The sequence below is a fragment of the Halomonas flagellata genome (assembly GCF_022487945.1).
GTDB lineage: Bacteria > Pseudomonadota > Gammaproteobacteria > Pseudomonadales > Halomonadaceae > Halomonas > Halomonas flagellata.
This window is the reverse complement of record NZ_JAKVPY010000006.1, coordinates 202,890-217,948: the sequence shown is the minus strand read 5'-3', so window position 1 is coordinate 217,948 and position 15,059 is coordinate 202,890. Positions and strand designations below refer to the sequence as shown.

Here is a 15,059-nt window from a genome sequence, read left to right as displayed (position 1 = left end):
GCGGCGGTCGGCGAAAAGCGTCCCCGGCCGGGGTGGCCGGGGGGCGGAGGTCGGCGATAGCGGGATCAGTCGTCGGCGTCGGCCACGGCCTGGTAGCCGTCGGCGTCGAGCAGGGCATCGAGGGCGGCGGCATCGGTGATGCGCACCTTCATGATCCAGCCATCCTCATAGGGCGACTCGTTGACGCTCTCCGGGGCGTCCTCCAGCGCCTCGTTGACCTCGACGATCTCGCCGGCCACCGGGGCATAGAGGTCGGAGGCGGCCTTGACCGACTCGATGACGCCGAACTCCTCGTTGTGTTCGAGAGAGCGCCCCACCTCGGGCAGCTCGACGAAGACCACGTCGCCCAGTGCCTCCTGGGCATGGTCGGTGATGCCGATGGTCACGGTGCCGTCGCCGTTGTCCAGCACCCATTCATGGCTTTCGGCGTAACGCAGGTTGGCGGGAATTGAGCTCATCACATTTTCCTATACGAAAAAGGTTTACCGGATTCGCGAATGCTAACGCCATCGAAGGCATTTGGCGAGTCCGCCCTTGGCATTGCCAGAGACGACGCCCGCGTGGCGATGCCGTCCCTCAGGGTGGCTTGCCGTGCGCGCGACGTCCAGCGACACCCGGTCCCAGGCTCCGGAGGCCGGAAGCGGCACGCCAGGTCGACAGATGCTGGCGCACCTCACTACCCTTGTTGGAGCCGCACGGTGGTGCCTGATGGTCTCGGCACCACGCCGGGCATGAGAGGGTGGCGGGTTGTGGGAGCGGCGCGGTAGAGTGAGTATTTCCAATAGGAAACAAGTTTCTTCGCGAGTGCCGGAACCGCCATCGGGGCATGCCGGCAGGTGTCTGCGCTATCGTTCCGTATTGCTGGTGTCAGGATGGGGTGATCCGCTATTGTACGCGGGTTCGTTGTGTCGATCATTCGCCCAGGGGCGTTGATGGCATGACGATCGACTGTTCGCGTTGGTCTGCAGCACGGCAAGGCAGGCCATGACAACAAGTGATAAGGGAGACGCTCGTGGAAACCTTGAACAGTATCTTCGGTGCCATCAATAGCGTGGTCTGGGGCCCCTTGATGCTCATCCTGTTGCTCGGGGTGGGCCTCTACCTGCAGATCGGCCTGAAGCTCATGCCGATCCGCAAGCTCGGCATGGGCTTTCGCCTGATGTGGCAGGGGCGTGATCGCAAACTGGCGCCGGGCGAAAAGAAGACCAAGGAAGAAGAGGGGGAAATCTCGCCCTTCAACGCCCTGATGACGGCGCTTTCCGCCACCATCGGTACCGGCAATATCGCCGGTGTGGCCACGGCCATTGCCCTGGGGGGGCCGGGGGCGGTGTTCTGGATGTGGGTCACCGCCCTGGTGGGCATGGCCACCAAGTTCGCCGAGGCGGTGCTGGCCGTGCGTTACCGCGAGACCGACAGCACCGGCTACCACGTCGGCGGACCGATGTTCTACATCAAGAACGGCCTGGGCCGGAAATGGCTCTGGCTGGGAGGTGCCTTCGCCTTCTTCGGCGCCGTGGCGGCCTTCGGCATCGGCAATACCGTGCAGTCCAACTCGGTGGCCGATGCCCTCGACTCGACCTTCGCCATCCCCCACTGGCTGACCGGCGTCGTCATCATGGTGCTGGCCGGTGCGGTGATCCTCGGTGGCATCAAGCGTATCGCCAAGGTGGCGGGCAAGCTGGTGCCGATCATGGGCATTCTCTACGTGCTGGCCGGGCTGCTGGTGCTGATCGTCAATGCCGGCCAGATCGGCGAGGCCTTCCGGCTGATCTTCTTCTATGCTTTCAACCCCATGGCGGCGGCCGGTGGCTTCGCCGGGGCGGCGGTGATGGCGGCGATCCGCTTCGGCGTGGCGCGCGGCATCTTCTCCAACGAGGCCGGCCTGGGCAGTGCGCCCATCGCCCATGCCGCGGCCAAGACCAAGAACCCGGTGCGCCAGGGGCTGATCGCCATGCTCGGCACCTTCATCGATACCATCGTCGTCTGCACCATCACCGCCCTGGTCATCCTGACCTCCACGGTGTGGATCGGGGGCGAGGCGGGCGCCTCGTTGACGGCGCTCTCCTTCGATGCAGCGTTGCCGGGCTACGGCAACCAGATCGTGTCGCTGGCCCTGGCGGTCTTCGCCTTCACCACCATCCTCGGCTGGTCCTTCTATGGCGAGAAGTGCTTCCAGTTCCTGTTCGGTACCCGCTCCATCATGCTCTACCGGGTGCTGTTCGTACTGGCCATTCCGCTGGGCGCCATGGCTCAGCTGGGCTTCATCTGGCTGATGGCCGACACCTTCAACGCCATGATGGCGATTCCCAATCTGATCGCCCTGGCGCTGCTGTCGCCGGTGGTGTTCAAGCTCACCCGTGACTACTTCGACGGCAAGGAGGTCCTGCCGGGCGAGGAGCTGGACCACGACAAGCCGTGATCGGTGCCCGTGACCGGGAGGTGCCCTGCGGGGCACCTCCCGTCGTTGCGAGCCACGATTCCATGACCCATGAGGAAACCACATGAGCGAACTCAAGCGAACGCCGCTGTATGACCTGCACCTGGAACTGGGCGCGAAGCTGGTTCCCTTCGCCGGTTTCGAGATGCCGGTACAGTATCCGCTCGGTGTCAAGAAGGAGCACGAGCATACCCGTGCCGCCTGTGGCCTGTTCGATGTCTCCCACATGGGCCAGGTCCTGCTGCGTGGTCCGTCGCCCGCCGAGGCGCTGGAGACCCTGGTACCGGCGGATGTCGTCGGCCTGGCCGAGGGCATGCAGCGCTATGCGCTGTTCACCAGCGAGGAGGGCGGGATCCTCGACGACCTGATGGTGGTCAACGCCGGCGATCACCTCTACCTGGTGGTCAATGCCGCCTGCAAGGACCAGGACATCGCTCACCTGCGTCGTGGCCTGACCGATCACCGGATCGAGGCGGTCGACCGCGGGCTGCTGGCACTGCAAGGTCCCAGGGCCGCCGCGGTGATGCAGCGGCTCTGTCCGGAGGCCTGTGACCTGGTCTTCATGCAGCATGGCCGCTTCGAGATCGACGGCATCCCGGTGTGGGTCAGCCGCAGCGGTTATACCGGCGAGGACGGTTTCGAGATCTCGGTGGCCAGTGATGGCGCCGAGGCCCTGGCCCGTCGGCTGCTGGCCGAGGAGGAGGTCGAGGCCATCGGCCTGGGCGCTCGCGACTCCCTGCGCCTGGAAGCCGGCCTGTGCCTCTATGGGCATGACATCGACACCACCACCACGCCGGTGGAGGCGGGACTGATCTGGGCCATCGGCAAGCCGCGCCGTCGCGGTGGCGAGCGTGCCGGCGGCTTCCCCGGGGCCGACCTGGTCCTGCACCAGGTCGAGGTCAAGGACCATCGCCGCAAGCGCGTGGGCCTGCTGGGCGAGGGGCGCGCGCCGGTGCGCGAGGGCGCCGAGCTGTATGACGGCGAGGGCCACCATCTCGGCGTGGTGACCTCCGGCGGCTTCGGCCCCAGCGTGGGCCGGCCGGTGGCCATGGGCTACGTTGCCGTCGAGGCCGCCGACCCGGGGACCACCGTCTACGCCGAGGTGCGCGGCAAGCGGTTGCCGATGACGGTCAGCAAGATGCCCTTCGTCGCGCCGGGATACTACCGGGGCTGACGGTTTTATACCGTTATCTTTCTTGGCGCAGGCTGAAGACAACGGCCACCTCCCGGAGGTGGCCGTGGAGTGAGGCTTGCGGGCTCCCGGGTGTCCCCTCCGCTGTGTCGGGGCACCCTTGGCCGTCTATGCTGGTCAGAAGAGACTCGGCGGGCACCCGGGGGGTTGCCAGGATGGCGACCGGGCATGGGCGGCCCGGAACGGCAACCGATTCAGCGGACGAACAGAGGCCATGATCGACGACGGACAGCATCGAACGGTGCCGGGACGGCTCGCCCGGTTGGCGCATGATCGACAAGACCAATGCCATGCCCGCCTCGCGGGCATGGCATTGGCGTTTTTCGGGCTCGGGTTTCTTGTCCTGCCCTGGTGGGCGTTGGCCATCGTGCCGTTGCTGCTGGGGCTGGCCGCCTTGCTCTCGGGTGAGCGGCCGCCGCTGCCTTTTCCCCGGCGCCAGGATCGCTGGGTCATGGCGGTGCTGTTGTGCTACGGGCTGAGCTGGGTGATCGCCGGGCCCTGGCACGACGAGGGACTCCGCGGGCTGAAGGAAGCCGCGCCGGTATGGCTGGCCCTGTTGGCCCTGGTGGCGCTGTCACGGCTCCGGGTATCCTCGGCCTGGCTGTGGGGCGGCGTCGCTGCCGGCAGCCTGGCGACCGGGGGCTGGGCGGTGTGGCAACGGCTCGTCGAGAACGCCTCGCGAGTCAATGGCCACGAGCCGCTGCATGCCATCCTGTTCGGCAACCTGGGCCTGCTCGCCGGCCTGATCTGCCTGGCCGGGTTGTGCTGGGCCTTCGGTCGGGAGCAGCGCCGCCGCTGGATGCTGCTGCTTGCCGTGGGGGGGCTCGCCGGGCTGATGACCTCGGCGCTGTCCGGCTCCCGGGGCGGTTGGGTCGGGCTGCCGTTGGCGCTCTGGGTACTCTATCGCGGCTATGGCCCGCGGCTGGCGCCGCGCTGGCGGCTGGCCGGGTTCGGGCTGCTGGTGCTGCTGGTGGCAGGGCTCTATGTCACCCCGCAGACAGGCGTGGAGCGGCGCGTCGATAATGCCGTCGCTAGCCTGGAGGAGTACCTGGCCGGGGACCCGGAGATGACCTCGGTGAGCGCCAGGGTCGAGATGTGGCAGGGGGCGATGCGGCTGATCGCCGAGCGTCCGCTGGTCGGCTGGGGGGCGCGCGGGTATCGGCAGGCGATGCGCGACCGCGGGGCGGCGGGGCTGCAGCATCCGGCCCTGGGGCGTTTCTGGCACGCCCACAACGACCTGCTCGACGCCTGGGCGAAGCGCGGGCTGCCGGGGTTGCTCACCCTGCTTGCCCTCTACCTGGTGCCCCTCTGGCTGTTCCTCGGCGGTATCCGCAGCGCTGCGCGTGAGCGCCGGGCCCTGGCGATGGCGGGCATCCTGCTGCCGGTGGCCTTCCTCGGCTTCGGGCTCACCTACAGCTTCCTGGCCTATCCGGCGGGTGGGCTGGTCTACGGCCTGCTGCTGGCGATCCTCTGGGGCCTCTACCGCCAGGTGCCGGTGACGGGCCAGGGCCGACGCTCAGGGGGCGATGCGGCGAAAGGTGAGGCTGATCCGTAGCCCGGGAATCCGGCGCGGCAACAGCGCATGCTGCAGCCGTCGCTGCACGCCGGGGCCCATCAGCAGCAGACTGTCGTGGGGAAGCCAGGCGTTGAACCCTTCATGTTCCCGTTGCTTCCAGCGAAAGCGCAGGGGGCGAGCGGCGCCCAGGCTCACCGCGGCGATCAGCGGCTCGGGGCCCAGTTCGGGCTCGTCGTCGCTGTGCCAGCCCATGCGCTCCCCACCGCCCTGGTAGCGGTTGAGCAGCACGCTGTTGAAGTCGACGTCGAGGCCGGCCAGGGCCAGGCGGGCGATCACCGCCTCGCGAATCCTGGCGACCTCGGGGTGCCAGGGGGCGGGGGTGAAGTCCCGCCCCGAATAGCGGTAGTGGGCGTCCGGGGAGCCCATCCACACCTGGCGACGGGGAATCGGGTGCTCGCGGCCGTAGAGCCGCAACCGAGGCCGTTGCCAGGCGAGTTCGCGGTCGAGCCGCTCCAGTGCCCGGCCGGCGTCGGGCTCGCCGAGCAGGGCATCGAAGCGCATGAGCAGGGGCGCATCGAGCAGCGTCTCGCCGCCGACAGGGTGGCAGTCGCTCATGCCACCAGCATGCCACGGGCCCCGGCCGGCCGCCAGCCTCAGGTCGCGAGCGACAGGCTCGCCAGGGCGAAGCCGTAACCGATCATCGCCCCGGCCGCGACGTCGCTGAGGTAGTGCAGGCCGAGGCCGACACGGGAGAGGGCGATCAGCAGCGTCAGCGGCACGATCACGGGCAGCAGCCAGGGGGCATGGGCGGCCGTGAAAGTGCAGAACATCACCGCATGCATGGTGTGGCCGCTGGGAAAGCTGTAGCGATCCCGGGCCGGTTCGGTGCAGGCGATGGCGTGCTTGAAGGTGATGAAGGGGCGCTCACGGCAGAAGCGGGTCTTGATCAACCGGTAGACGACGATGGCGAGCAGGGCGGTGGCGGCGTACTGGGCCATCAGCCAGCCGCCCCGCGGGCCATGGAGCAGCGGCTGGACCAGGATCAGCGCCACCCACGCCGGCCAGTCACCGAGACGGCTGGCCAGGCGCAGGATGGCCAGCCAGGGGCGGTGCAGGCTGAGGCGGGCCAGGCGTTGGCAGAGCTGCCATTCGAGCAGGTCGAGCCGTTCAAACACGGCAGGGGCGCGCGGTTTCATGGGTCGCCTCCCGGGCATGGGTCAGGGCGTCGAGGAAGTCATCGGCGATCGATGACCAGCCGAACTGCAGGGCCCTCCGGCGGGCGGCGCGTCCCAGCCGGGCGTAGCGGGCGGGTTGCTGGCAGAGACGGACCGCGGCCTCGCGGAAGCCGGCTTCGTCGCCCACCGGCAGGCTCACGCCGTTGATGTCGTCGTCGATCAGCTCGGCGCCGGCGGCGTGGCGGAAGGCCACCACCCCCAGGCCGCTGGCCATGGCCTCCAGCACCACATTGCCCCAGGTCTCGGAGATCGAGGGGAAGACGAAGAGGTCGGCGCTGGCGTAGTGGCGGACCAGGGCGTCGCGGTCGATGAAGCCGGTGAAGTGGGCGTCGGGCAAGGCCCTCTGCAGCGTCGCCCGGCCGGGGCCGTCGCCGACCACGACCAGGGTCAGGTCGGGCCGCGCATCGCGCATGGCGAGGAAGGTCTCGCGCAGCAGGTCGAGGTTCTTCTCCGGCGCCAGGCGGCCCACATGCAGCGCCACCGGCCGGTGCTCGTCGCCGCCCCAGTGCCGTCGCAGCCCGGGATCGCGGTGGACAGGCGAGAAGCGCTCGCCGTCGATGCCCCGGCCCATCACCCTCAGGTTCTCGAAGCCCCGGGCGGCGAGCGCGCCGGCCTGCCGCCGGGTCGGCACCAGGGTGGCGGCACAGCGATTGTGGAAGGTGCGCAGCCGCCGGGTGACCAGCGGTGCCAGCCAGGGCAGGCCATAGTCGCGGCAGTAGTGGTCGAAGTTGGTGTGCCAGCCGCCGACCACCGGGATCGACAGCAGCCGGGCCGCACGCTGGGCCGACCAGCCGAGCGGCCCTTGGGTCGCCAGGTAGACGACGTCGGGGCGCTGCTGGTGCCACAGCCGCACGATGGCCCGGGTGGCGGGCAGGCCGAAGCGGACCTCGCGGTAGCCCGGCAGGGGGACGGCCCGCACCCGCAGCTCGGCTTCCATGCCCTCGGCGCGGGGGGCGTCGGCGGCGACCGGCCGGGGGCGGATCAGCTGGAGGGCGTGGTCGTGGCGATGCAACTCACGACCGAGCTGCCCCAGGGTGTGGGCGACCCCGTTGATGTCGGGGGACCAGGTCTCGCTGACCAGGCAGATGCGCATGACTCTCCTCGTCCTGTCGCGGGCCCGAAGGGGCCCTGTCAGGAACCGAGGATGGCCGCCGGAGATGACAGGACGACGACACCGGGGTGAAGAGACGGTGACGCCGGCCGGCTCAACGGAGTATCCGGCGTGGGTCGATGGGCTTGCCGCCGTGACGCAGGTCGAAGAGCAGGTCGAAGCGCTCGGTGGCGTTGCTGTAGCCCACCTCGCACACCTCATTGCCCCGGCTGACACGGTCACCGTTGCCCACCAACGGCTTTTCGCACAGCGCATAGACGCTCTGCAGGTTGTCGGCATGATGGACGATCACCACCTGGCCGAGCTGGCGCATGCTGTTGGCGAAGCGCACCTCGCCGTCGGCCACCGACACGGCCCTGGCGCCGCGGCCGGTGGCCAGCAGCATCGGCTGCAGGGTGCCGCGGCTGTCGGCGCCGAAGCGGCGCACGACGCGGTAGTCGTCCAGCGGCCAGGGCCAGTTGCGGGCCGAGGCGGGCAGCTCGCCGGGGTCCGGGAGGCTGGCCCGGGCAGGCGGGCTGCCAGCGCTGCTGCGGTTCGAGCCCCCGCCGCCGTCACTGGTCGCGGTGGGGGCGGGGGCGCTGGGAGCATTCCCGGAGAGCGGTACCTGGATGATCTGGCCGATTCGCAGGGCGGTGGGTTCCACCCCGGGGTTGGCGGCCTGGAGGCGCGAGGCCCGGGTACCGAAGCGCCGGGCGATGCCGGTGTAGGTGTCGCCGGGGCGAACCTGATAGCGATAGGGGCCGCCGGAGGGGGCACGCTCCTGATGGGTCGGCATCAGCAGCCGCTGGCCGACGGCCAGGCGACGGGCGTCGACCCCGGGGTTGAAGCGCTGCAGCCGCTCGAGCGGCACGCCGCCACGCCGGGCGATAGCGCCCAGGGTGTCGCCGCGCTGCACCGTGATCCAGTGTCCGGACGTGCCGGGGTCGCTGCCGCGCTGCACCTCGCCGCCGCGACCGGCGCAGCCGGCCAGCAACAGCACGATCAGGATCAGCGCGAGAGCGAGGCGTCCTTGTCCAGCCACAGGGCGTTCAGCCATGAGTGGAAGCGTTCCTTGTAGTTCGGGTCGTCGTGGTAGTCGCCCTTCACCATCCAGGCGGGCACCTCCAGGCGCCGGGCGGTCAGGGTCACCGGCCCCTCCTCTCCGCAGAGGTAGCCCCAGAAGGTGGGGCGCGGGTTGGCGTAGTGCAGGGTGACGTCGAGGATACCACCGAGGCGGTCGCCGAGCAGGCCGAGCACCTGGGCGATGCCGCCAGCCCGGGGCCGCAGCAGGTGGCGGTAGGGGGAGTCCTGGGCGGCATGCTTGGCAGGGGTGAAGCGGGTGCCCTCGACGAAGTTGTAGATGGCGATGGGGCGCTCGCGGGCATGGCGACACATGCGTTCGGTGGCTTCCCGGTCGCGCCGGGCCAGATCCGGATGCCGCTCGCGCTGCTCGCGGCTCAGGCGGCGCAGCATGGGAAATTCCATGGCCCAGAAGGCCAGGCCGACGATGGGGATCCAGATCAGCTGGCGCTTGACGAAGAAGTGGGGCATGGGGAGGTGGCGATGCAGAGCGAAGAACAGCAGGAAGATGTCGGTCCAGCTGCGATGGTTGGAGAGCACCAGCCACCACTGGTCGTGGGAGAGCCCCTCGGGGAGCTGGATGTCGAGGGTGGGCTTGAGCCAGCGGCGCATCCACCAGAGGTTGGAACCCACCCAGCGCAGCGCCACCTCGTTGAGGCCCTTCAGCACCAGGCGGCGCAGGCGGCGCCCGGGAGTGACCAGCTTGACCAGGGTCAGCGCGACGAGCGGGATACCCCAGAAGAGGGTGGTGAGGACCAGCAGCAGGCTACTGACGAGGCCCTTGAGGAACGGCATGCGCTCTCCTTAAGTGCACCGGCTAGGTGAATCCGCCGACACCCCGGGGTGCCGAGCCGGCTAATCCTACTGCATGGCGCCCGGGCTGCCCAGCCACCTGGTGGTCGGGCCAGGGCCATCGCAGTTAGTTTGACGCTCGGTGCCGACCTGTCCCCGTCATGTCCAACGGCGATTGCCCTGCCAGGGTTCGGCGGTCGGGGGCGACCGGGAGGCAAGGCGGGCCAGCTACTCGCGCAGTTCCGGCAGGTCCTCGAACTGGGCCAGGGCCTCGGGATTGGCCAGCGCCTCGAGGTTGGCCACCGGCCGGCCATGGACGACGTCTCGGACCGCCAGCTCCACCAGCTTGCCGGAGCGGGTGCATGGCAGGTCATCCACCTGGAGGATCCTGGCCGGGACGTGGCGCGGTGAGGCGTGGATGCGGATGGTGTCGCGGATGCGCTGGCGCAACGCATCGTCCAGGGTCAGGCCGTCGCGCAGGCGGACGAAGAGCACCACGCGCACGTCGTCCTGCCACTGCTGGCCGATGCAGAGCGACTCCAGCACCTCGTCCACCTTGTCCACCTGGCGGTAGATCTCGGCGGTGCCGATGCGCACGCCGCCGGGGTTGAGCACGGTATCGGCGCGACCGTGGATGATCAGGCCGTCCTCCGCGGTTAGCTCGGCATAGTCGCCATGGGCCCAGACCCCGGGGAAACGGTCGAAGTAGGCGGCGTGGTAGCGCTTGCCGTCCGGGTCGTTCCAGAAGCCCAGTGGCATGGAGGGAAAGGGTTGGGTGCAGACCAGTTCGCCCTTCTCGCCCACGGCACAAGGCTTGCCGGTCGCGTCGTAGACCGCCACCGCCATGCCCAGGCCGCGGCACTGCAGCTGGCCGCGGTAGACGGGACGAATCGGGCAGCCCAGGGCGAAGCAGGAGACGATATCGGTGCCTCCGGAGATGGAGGCCAGCAGCAGGTCCTCCTTGATCGCCCGGTAGACGTAGTCGAAGGCCTCGTGGGGCAGCGCCGAGCCGGTGGAGAGCAGCGTCCTCAGGGCCGAGAGGTCGTGGTCGCGCCCCGGGCGCAGCCCGTCCTTGGCGCAGGCGGTCAGGTAGCGGGCGCTGGTGCCGAAGCAGGTCACGCCCTCGCGTTCGGCGAGTCGCCACAGTGCGGCCGGGTCGGGGGCGAAGGGGGAGCCGTCGTAGAGCACCAGGGTGGCGCCCGAGGCGAGCCCCGAGACCAGCCAGTTCCACATCATCCAGCCGCAGGTGGTGTAGTAGAAGAGCACGTCCCCCTCGCCCAGGTCGCAATGCAGGCGGTGCTCCTTGAGGTGTTGCAGCAGGGTGCCGCCGGCGCCGTGGACGATGCACTTGGGCCTGCCGGTAGTGCCGGAGGAGTAGAGGATGTAGAGCGGATGATCGAAAGGCAGTGCGACGAACTCGAGCGGCTCGCCAGTCGCCGCGAGGTAGTCGTCCCAGGCCATGGCCACGTCGATGCCATGGGTCTCGGGGGCGGCCTCGGGATCGAGGAAGGGGAAGAGCACCAGCCGCTCGAGTTTCGGCAGTTGGGCAGCGAGTGCCTTCAGGCGGTCGTGGAGGGCGATCGCCTTGCCGTTCCAGTGATAGCCGTCGCAGCCGACCAGCACCTTGGGTTCGATCTGGCCGAAGCGGTCGAGCACTCCCTGGACACCGAAGTCCGGCGAGCAGGAGGACCAGACGGCGCCGAGGCTGGCGGCAGCCAGCATGGCGATCACCGCATGCTCGCTGTTGGGCACCAGACCCGCCACTCGGTCGCCGGCTTCCACGCCGCTGTCACGCAGGGCCCGGGCCAGGCGGGCCACTTGGTCATGGAGCTCGGCGTGGCTGAGTTCCTGGCGCCGTCCCCGCTCGTCGCAGGCGATCAGCGCCGGGGTGTCGTCGCGGCGGCGCAGCAGGTTGGCGGCAAAGTTGAGGCGCGCCTCGGGGAACCAGCGCGCCCCGGGCATCGCCGTGGGGTTCTCCAGCACCCGCTGTCCCGGTTCACCGATCGCTCCCAGCGTCCAGACCCGCGACCAGAAGGTCTCCGGGTGGTTCAGGCTCCAGGCATGCAGGTCGGCATAGTCGGTGAAGGGGAGGCCGGTATCGGCTGCCAGTTCGTGCATCAGGGCGGCCAGCCGGCTGGACTCGCGGCGCAGGGGATCCGGTCGCCAGAGCGGAGTGGCCATGGTTGCCTCGCTGTGTTGCTATACTCTCCTGAGTAGAAACGTAGCAGCTACCGGCACGTGTCGGCCGAGGACAGGGTGGCCGCCAGGATCTCCTGCAGTGCCTGGGCGGCCACCGACAGTTCCCGGCCCGCGGGGCTCAGCACGCCCACCGGCCGGGCGATCACCGGGTCGGTGAGTGCCAGGCAATGCCCGCCCAGTTCGTGCATCTGTTGGCGGCAAAGTGCGGGGACGGCACTGACCCCCAGGCCACTGGCCACCATGCGCCCTACGGTCACCAGCTGATGGCTCTCGAAGGCGACCGGCAGCTCGATCCCCTGGACCGCCAGTTCGTGCTCGAGCAGCAGGCGCACCATGGAGGGGCGTTGCAGGGTGATGAACTCATGGCGCAACAGCTCGGCCCAGCACACCGTCGTCGCTTCGGCCAGCGGTGAATCCGCCGGTACCACTGCCACGAAACGGTCCTCGAACAGCGGCGTGAACGCCAGTCCGTCGCTGGCGTCGGGCTCGAAGGCGATACCCAGCTCGACGCGCTGATGGCGCACCATGTCGATCACCTGCTCGTTGATCACGTCATGCACCGTCACCTTGATGCGCGGGTGGCGGCGGCGGAAGGCCATCAGCGCCGTTGGCAGTTGGTTGCAGGCGAAGGAGGGCATGGCAGCCAGCGCCACCCGTCCCAGTTGCAGGGTGAAGTGCTGGCGCATCACCTCTTCGGCGTTGTCCCAGTCGGCCAGCAGGCGCTTGGCCAGTGGCACCAGGGACTCGCCCTCCGGCGTCAGGCGCACGCTGCGCGTGGTGCGGATCAGCAGGCGGCCGCCGAGGCTCTCCTCGAGCCCCTTGACCGCCAGGCTCAGCGCCGGTTGCGAGAGGTGCAGGTGCTCGCAGGCCTGGGTAAAGCTCAGGGTCTGGGCCACGGCGAGAAAGGCGCGAAGCTGCTTGACGGTCATGGCAAGCTACCAAGGTTCAATTTATGTCATTGTTTTATTAATCGATAAGAAAAACAAACTTAACAAATATATCGCCGCGAACAACACTGGGCCAGGACATCACGGCAACCCGCGACATTCATCCATCCCACAACAACACGAGGCGCCACTATGGCCGGATTCGACAAGCGTGTGTACTCCTATGAAGAGGCAATGGACGGCATCGAGAGCGGCATGACCGTGATCGCCGGCGGCTTCGGGCTCTGCGGGATTCCCGAGAACCTGATCGCCGAGATCAAGCGTCGCGCCGTCAAGGACCTCACGGTCTACTCCAACAACTGCGGGGTGGATGGCTTCGGCCTCGGCCTGCTGCTGGAGGATCGCCAGATCAGCCGGATCTACGCCTCCTACGTCGGCGAGAACGCCCTGTTCGAACGCCAGATGCTGGAGGGCGAGATCGAGGTGGTGCTCACCCCCCAGGGCACCCTGGCCGAGAAGATGCGTGCCGGCGGCGCCGGGATTCCCGCCTTCTACACCGCGACCGGCTATGGCACGCCGATCGGCGAGGGCAAGGAGGTGCGCGAGTTCGACGGGCGCCACTACATCCTCGAGGAGTCGGTCGTCGGCGACTTTGCCATCGTCAAGGGCTGGAAGGCCGATCGCTACGGCAACGTCATCTATCGCGACACCGCCCAGAACTTCAACCCGATGGCCGCCACCGCCGGGAAGATCACCGTGGTCGAGGTCGAGGAGATCGTCGAGCCCGGTGAACTCAGGCCCGACCAGATCCACACCCCGGGCATCTATGTCGACCGCATCATCCAGGGCACCTTCGAGAAGCGCATCGAGAAGCGCACCGTGCGCGAAGGCTGAGCACGGCCTGCGCCGCCGACGGCCGGCCCCGGGGCCGGCGCTTCTCCACCGAACACAAGAGGCAACAAGATGGCACTCACTCGCGAACAGATGGCACAGCGCGTGGCGCGCGAACTCGAAGACGGCTTCTACGTCAACCTGGGCATCGGCATCCCGACCCTGGTGGCCAACTACATCCCCGAGGGGATCGACGTCATGCTGCAGTCCGAGAACGGCCTGCTCGGCATGGGGCGTTATCCCACCGAAGCCGAAGTCGACCCGGACATGATCAACGCCGGCAAGGAGACCGTCACCGCCCGCCCGGGCGCGGCGATCTTCTCATCGGCCGAGTCCTTCGCGATGATCCGCGGCGGTCATGTGGACCTCACCGTACTGGGCGCCTTCGAGGTCGACCAGAACGGCAACATCGCCTCCTGGATGATCCCCGGCAAGCTGATCAAGGGCATGGGCGGCGCCATGGACCTGGTGGCCGGTGCCGAGAACATCATCTGCACCATGACGCATGCTTCCAAGCATGGCGAGTCCAAGCTGCTCGAGAAATGCAGCCTGCCGCTGACCGGCGCCGGCTGCATCAACCGGGTGCTGACCGACCTGGCCTACCTGGAGATCAAGGATGGCGCCTTCATCCTCAAGGAGCGCGCTCCCGGCGTCTCGGTCGAGGAGATCGTCGAGAAGACCGCCGGCAAGCTGATCGTCCCCGATCACGTGCCGGAGATGACCTTCGAGGCCTGATCCGCCTGCATGGCATCACCCCACGGCCCGGACGCCCGACGTCCGGGCCGTGGGCGTTCCGGGGCCGGCGTCGACGGCTGTCGAAAAACTGACCATTCCGTGGTCGAGGCGGCCGGCATGGCGCCTGTCGGGGCTTTCTCCGGGCTCTTGCACAGCGTTATCCACAGATTCTGTGGATGAATGTGGCGGCCGGCTCAGGACATCTCGCAGCGGGTATGGTGCGGTAGCAGCAGCTCGGCGGCGCGCTCCTGGTTGGCGCTGACCTGCTTCTGTACCAGCGCCACGCCGCCCAGCTCGATGCGGTGTTCGTCGCCCTCGGCGAAGGCCAGGCGCTGCGACGCGGTGGGATAGAAGCGATAGTCGAGCAGCGGCGAGATGGGAAAGATGCCGTGGTGGCGATCGGGGTTGCCGGTCAGCCCCACCTGGCGCATCTGCAGGTCGAGGTCGATGAGGTCATGGCCCAGACGCTGGCAGTCGAAGCCGGCATGGTGCATGCGTGGCCCCATCACCGCGAGCCAGCCGGCGAGCGGGTGGGCCCGGCGCAGGGCCTGGTAGGTCGGCCAGTCGGGCATCGGCCAGGGGCGACCGCGACAGAGCAGGTTCTGGCCGCGGCGGTCCTCCGGTGGTGCCTGGGCGATCAGCGCCTCGAGACACTGGCGAGGGCCGCGTGACAAGGTGCCCAGCTGCAACTCGGCCAGGACCAGCCAGGCGGCGTCGCCCGGCGGGGCGAGCAGCGACACCAGCAGGCCGCGGTCGGCCATGGCATGACGGTGCTGGCGGCGGTAGCCGAAGTGGGCCAGGGTCGGCAGCAGGGCATCGATGCCGTAGGGGCCGTGATTCAGGGTGAGGATCGCGAGGTACTCCGCCGGCGCTTCCATCGGCCAGAGTCGCAGCCCGCCGATGTCCGGGTGCTGATGAACATAGTCCAGCCACAGTTGCTGAACGAATTCTTCCCGCTGCATCTTGCATGTCCCTCTGTCCGTGATGCCCTCCGGCCCCGAACTG

Annotated in this window: 14 protein-coding genes; 5 read left to right on the top strand and 9 right to left on the bottom strand. The window is 68.6% G+C overall.

What is annotated here, in order from left to right; all coding sequences use genetic code 11:
* Positions 1–65: 65 nt before the first annotated feature.
* The gene (gene gcvH, locus MKP05_RS07180; protein ID WP_240567682.1) at positions 66–458 is read right to left on the bottom strand and encodes a glycine cleavage system protein GcvH; all 393 of its coding nucleotides are present in this window, start codon (positions 456–458) and stop codon (positions 66–68) included.
* Positions 459–1,012: 554 nt separating this feature from the next.
* On the opposite strand from gcvH, the gene MKP05_RS07175 reads away from it, so the two are divergent.
* From MKP05_RS07175 to MKP05_RS07165, 3 genes are all read left to right on the top strand, one after another.
* Positions 1,013–2,419 (top strand): alanine/glycine:cation symporter family protein, encoded by a 1,407-nt coding sequence (locus MKP05_RS07175; protein ID WP_240567681.1) that lies wholly within the window; start codon positions 1,013–1,015, stop codon positions 2,417–2,419.
* An 82-nt stretch (positions 2,420–2,501) separates the two neighbouring features.
* Complete coding sequence (gene gcvT, locus MKP05_RS07170; RefSeq protein ID WP_240567680.1) at positions 2,502–3,611, top strand: glycine cleavage system aminomethyltransferase GcvT; 1,110 nt, start codon at positions 2,502–2,504, stop codon at positions 3,609–3,611.
* 232 nt (positions 3,612–3,843) lie between these two features.
* Positions 3,844–5,184: an O-antigen ligase family protein gene (locus tag MKP05_RS07165; protein WP_240567679.1), complete on the top strand. Its 1,341-nt coding sequence runs from the start codon at positions 3,844–3,846 to the stop codon at positions 5,182–5,184.
* On the opposite strand, the gene MKP05_RS07160 is transcribed toward MKP05_RS07165, so the two are convergent.
* From MKP05_RS07160 to MKP05_RS07130, 7 genes are all read right to left on the bottom strand, one after another.
* Entirely contained in the window at positions 5,146–5,760 is a 615-nt protein-coding gene (locus MKP05_RS07160) for an alpha-ketoglutarate-dependent dioxygenase AlkB family protein (protein WP_110284901.1), read from the bottom strand. The genes MKP05_RS07165 and MKP05_RS07160 overlap by 39 nt on opposite strands.
* Positions 5,761–5,798: 38 nt before the next feature.
* Entirely contained in the window at positions 5,799–6,341 is a 543-nt protein-coding gene (locus MKP05_RS07155) for a phosphatase PAP2 family protein (protein ID WP_110284900.1), read from the bottom strand.
* Positions 6,313–7,473, bottom strand: coding sequence for a glycosyltransferase family 4 protein (locus MKP05_RS07150; RefSeq protein ID WP_240567677.1), 1,161 nt, complete (start codon positions 7,471–7,473; stop codon positions 6,313–6,315). Before MKP05_RS07150 ends, MKP05_RS07155 begins: the two co-directional genes overlap by 29 nt.
* Positions 7,474–7,585: 112 nt before the next feature.
* Complete coding sequence (locus tag MKP05_RS07145; protein ID WP_240567676.1) at positions 7,586–8,527, bottom strand: LysM peptidoglycan-binding domain-containing protein; 942 nt, start codon at positions 8,525–8,527, stop codon at positions 7,586–7,588.
* Positions 8,479–9,345: a 1-acylglycerol-3-phosphate O-acyltransferase, YihG family gene (yihG, locus tag MKP05_RS07140; RefSeq protein ID WP_240567674.1), complete on the bottom strand. Its 867-nt coding sequence runs from the start codon at positions 9,343–9,345 to the stop codon at positions 8,479–8,481. The genes MKP05_RS07145 and yihG overlap by 49 nt, the downstream gene beginning before the upstream one ends.
* Positions 9,346–9,570: 225 nt before the next feature.
* A complete protein-coding gene (locus MKP05_RS07135; protein WP_240567673.1) occupies positions 9,571–11,523 on the bottom strand; it encodes an acetoacetate--CoA ligase in 1,953 nt (650 codons plus the stop codon).
* A 47-nt stretch (positions 11,524–11,570) separates the two neighbouring features.
* Positions 11,571–12,470 carry a LysR family transcriptional regulator gene (locus MKP05_RS07130; protein ID WP_240567672.1) on the bottom strand — a complete coding sequence of 300 codons (900 nt, stop codon included), beginning with the start codon at positions 12,468–12,470 and terminating at the stop codon, positions 11,571–11,573.
* A gap of 150 nt (positions 12,471–12,620) precedes the next feature.
* On the opposite strand from MKP05_RS07130, the gene MKP05_RS07125 reads away from it, so the two are divergent.
* Together MKP05_RS07125 and MKP05_RS07120 are read left to right on the top strand one after the other, a co-directional pair.
* Positions 12,621–13,322: a CoA transferase subunit A gene (locus MKP05_RS07125; RefSeq protein WP_240567671.1), complete on the top strand. Its 702-nt coding sequence runs from the start codon at positions 12,621–12,623 to the stop codon at positions 13,320–13,322.
* Positions 13,323–13,391: 69 nt separating this feature from the next.
* Positions 13,392–14,054 (top strand): CoA transferase subunit B, encoded by a 663-nt coding sequence (locus tag MKP05_RS07120; RefSeq protein ID WP_240567670.1) that lies wholly within the window; start codon positions 13,392–13,394, stop codon positions 14,052–14,054.
* A gap of 194 nt (positions 14,055–14,248) precedes the next feature.
* On the opposite strand, the gene MKP05_RS07115 is transcribed toward MKP05_RS07120, so the two are convergent.
* Complete coding sequence (locus tag MKP05_RS07115; protein WP_240567669.1) at positions 14,249–15,016, bottom strand: VOC family protein; 768 nt, start codon at positions 15,014–15,016, stop codon at positions 14,249–14,251.
* Between the last annotated feature and the right edge of the window lie 43 nt (positions 15,017–15,059).

Excerpts from the sequence above, each read along its gene's own strand:
- gcvH (WP_240567682.1), bottom strand. The coding sequence starts at position 458 with ATGAGCTCAATTCCCGCCAACCTGCGTTACGCCGAAAGCCATGAATGG.
- gcvT (WP_240567680.1), top strand. The coding sequence starts at position 2,502 with ATGAGCGAACTCAAGCGAACGCCGCTGTATGACCTGCACCTGGAACTG.
- MKP05_RS07165 (WP_240567679.1), top strand. The coding sequence starts at position 3,844 with ATGATCGACGACGGACAGCATCGAACGGTGCCGGGACGGCTCGCCCGG.
- MKP05_RS07160 (WP_110284901.1), bottom strand. The coding sequence starts at position 5,760 with ATGAGCGACTGCCACCCTGTCGGCGGCGAGACGCTGCTCGATGCGCCC.
- MKP05_RS07155 (WP_110284900.1), bottom strand. The coding sequence starts at position 6,341 with ATGAAACCGCGCGCCCCTGCCGTGTTTGAACGGCTCGACCTGCTCGAA.
- MKP05_RS07150 (WP_240567677.1), bottom strand. The coding sequence starts at position 7,473 with ATGCGCATCTGCCTGGTCAGCGAGACCTGGTCCCCCGACATCAACGGG.
- MKP05_RS07145 (WP_240567676.1), bottom strand. The coding sequence starts at position 8,527 with ATGGCTGAACGCCCTGTGGCTGGACAAGGACGCCTCGCTCTCGCGCTG.
- yihG (WP_240567674.1), bottom strand. The coding sequence starts at position 9,345 with ATGCCGTTCCTCAAGGGCCTCGTCAGTAGCCTGCTGCTGGTCCTCACC.
- MKP05_RS07135 (WP_240567673.1), bottom strand. The coding sequence starts at position 11,523 with ATGGCCACTCCGCTCTGGCGACCGGATCCCCTGCGCCGCGAGTCCAGC.
- MKP05_RS07130 (WP_240567672.1), bottom strand. The coding sequence starts at position 12,470 with ATGACCGTCAAGCAGCTTCGCGCCTTTCTCGCCGTGGCCCAGACCCTG.
- MKP05_RS07125 (WP_240567671.1), top strand. The coding sequence starts at position 12,621 with ATGGCCGGATTCGACAAGCGTGTGTACTCCTATGAAGAGGCAATGGAC.
- MKP05_RS07120 (WP_240567670.1), top strand. The coding sequence starts at position 13,392 with ATGGCACTCACTCGCGAACAGATGGCACAGCGCGTGGCGCGCGAACTC.
- MKP05_RS07115 (WP_240567669.1), bottom strand. The coding sequence starts at position 15,016 with ATGCAGCGGGAAGAATTCGTTCAGCAACTGTGGCTGGACTATGTTCAT.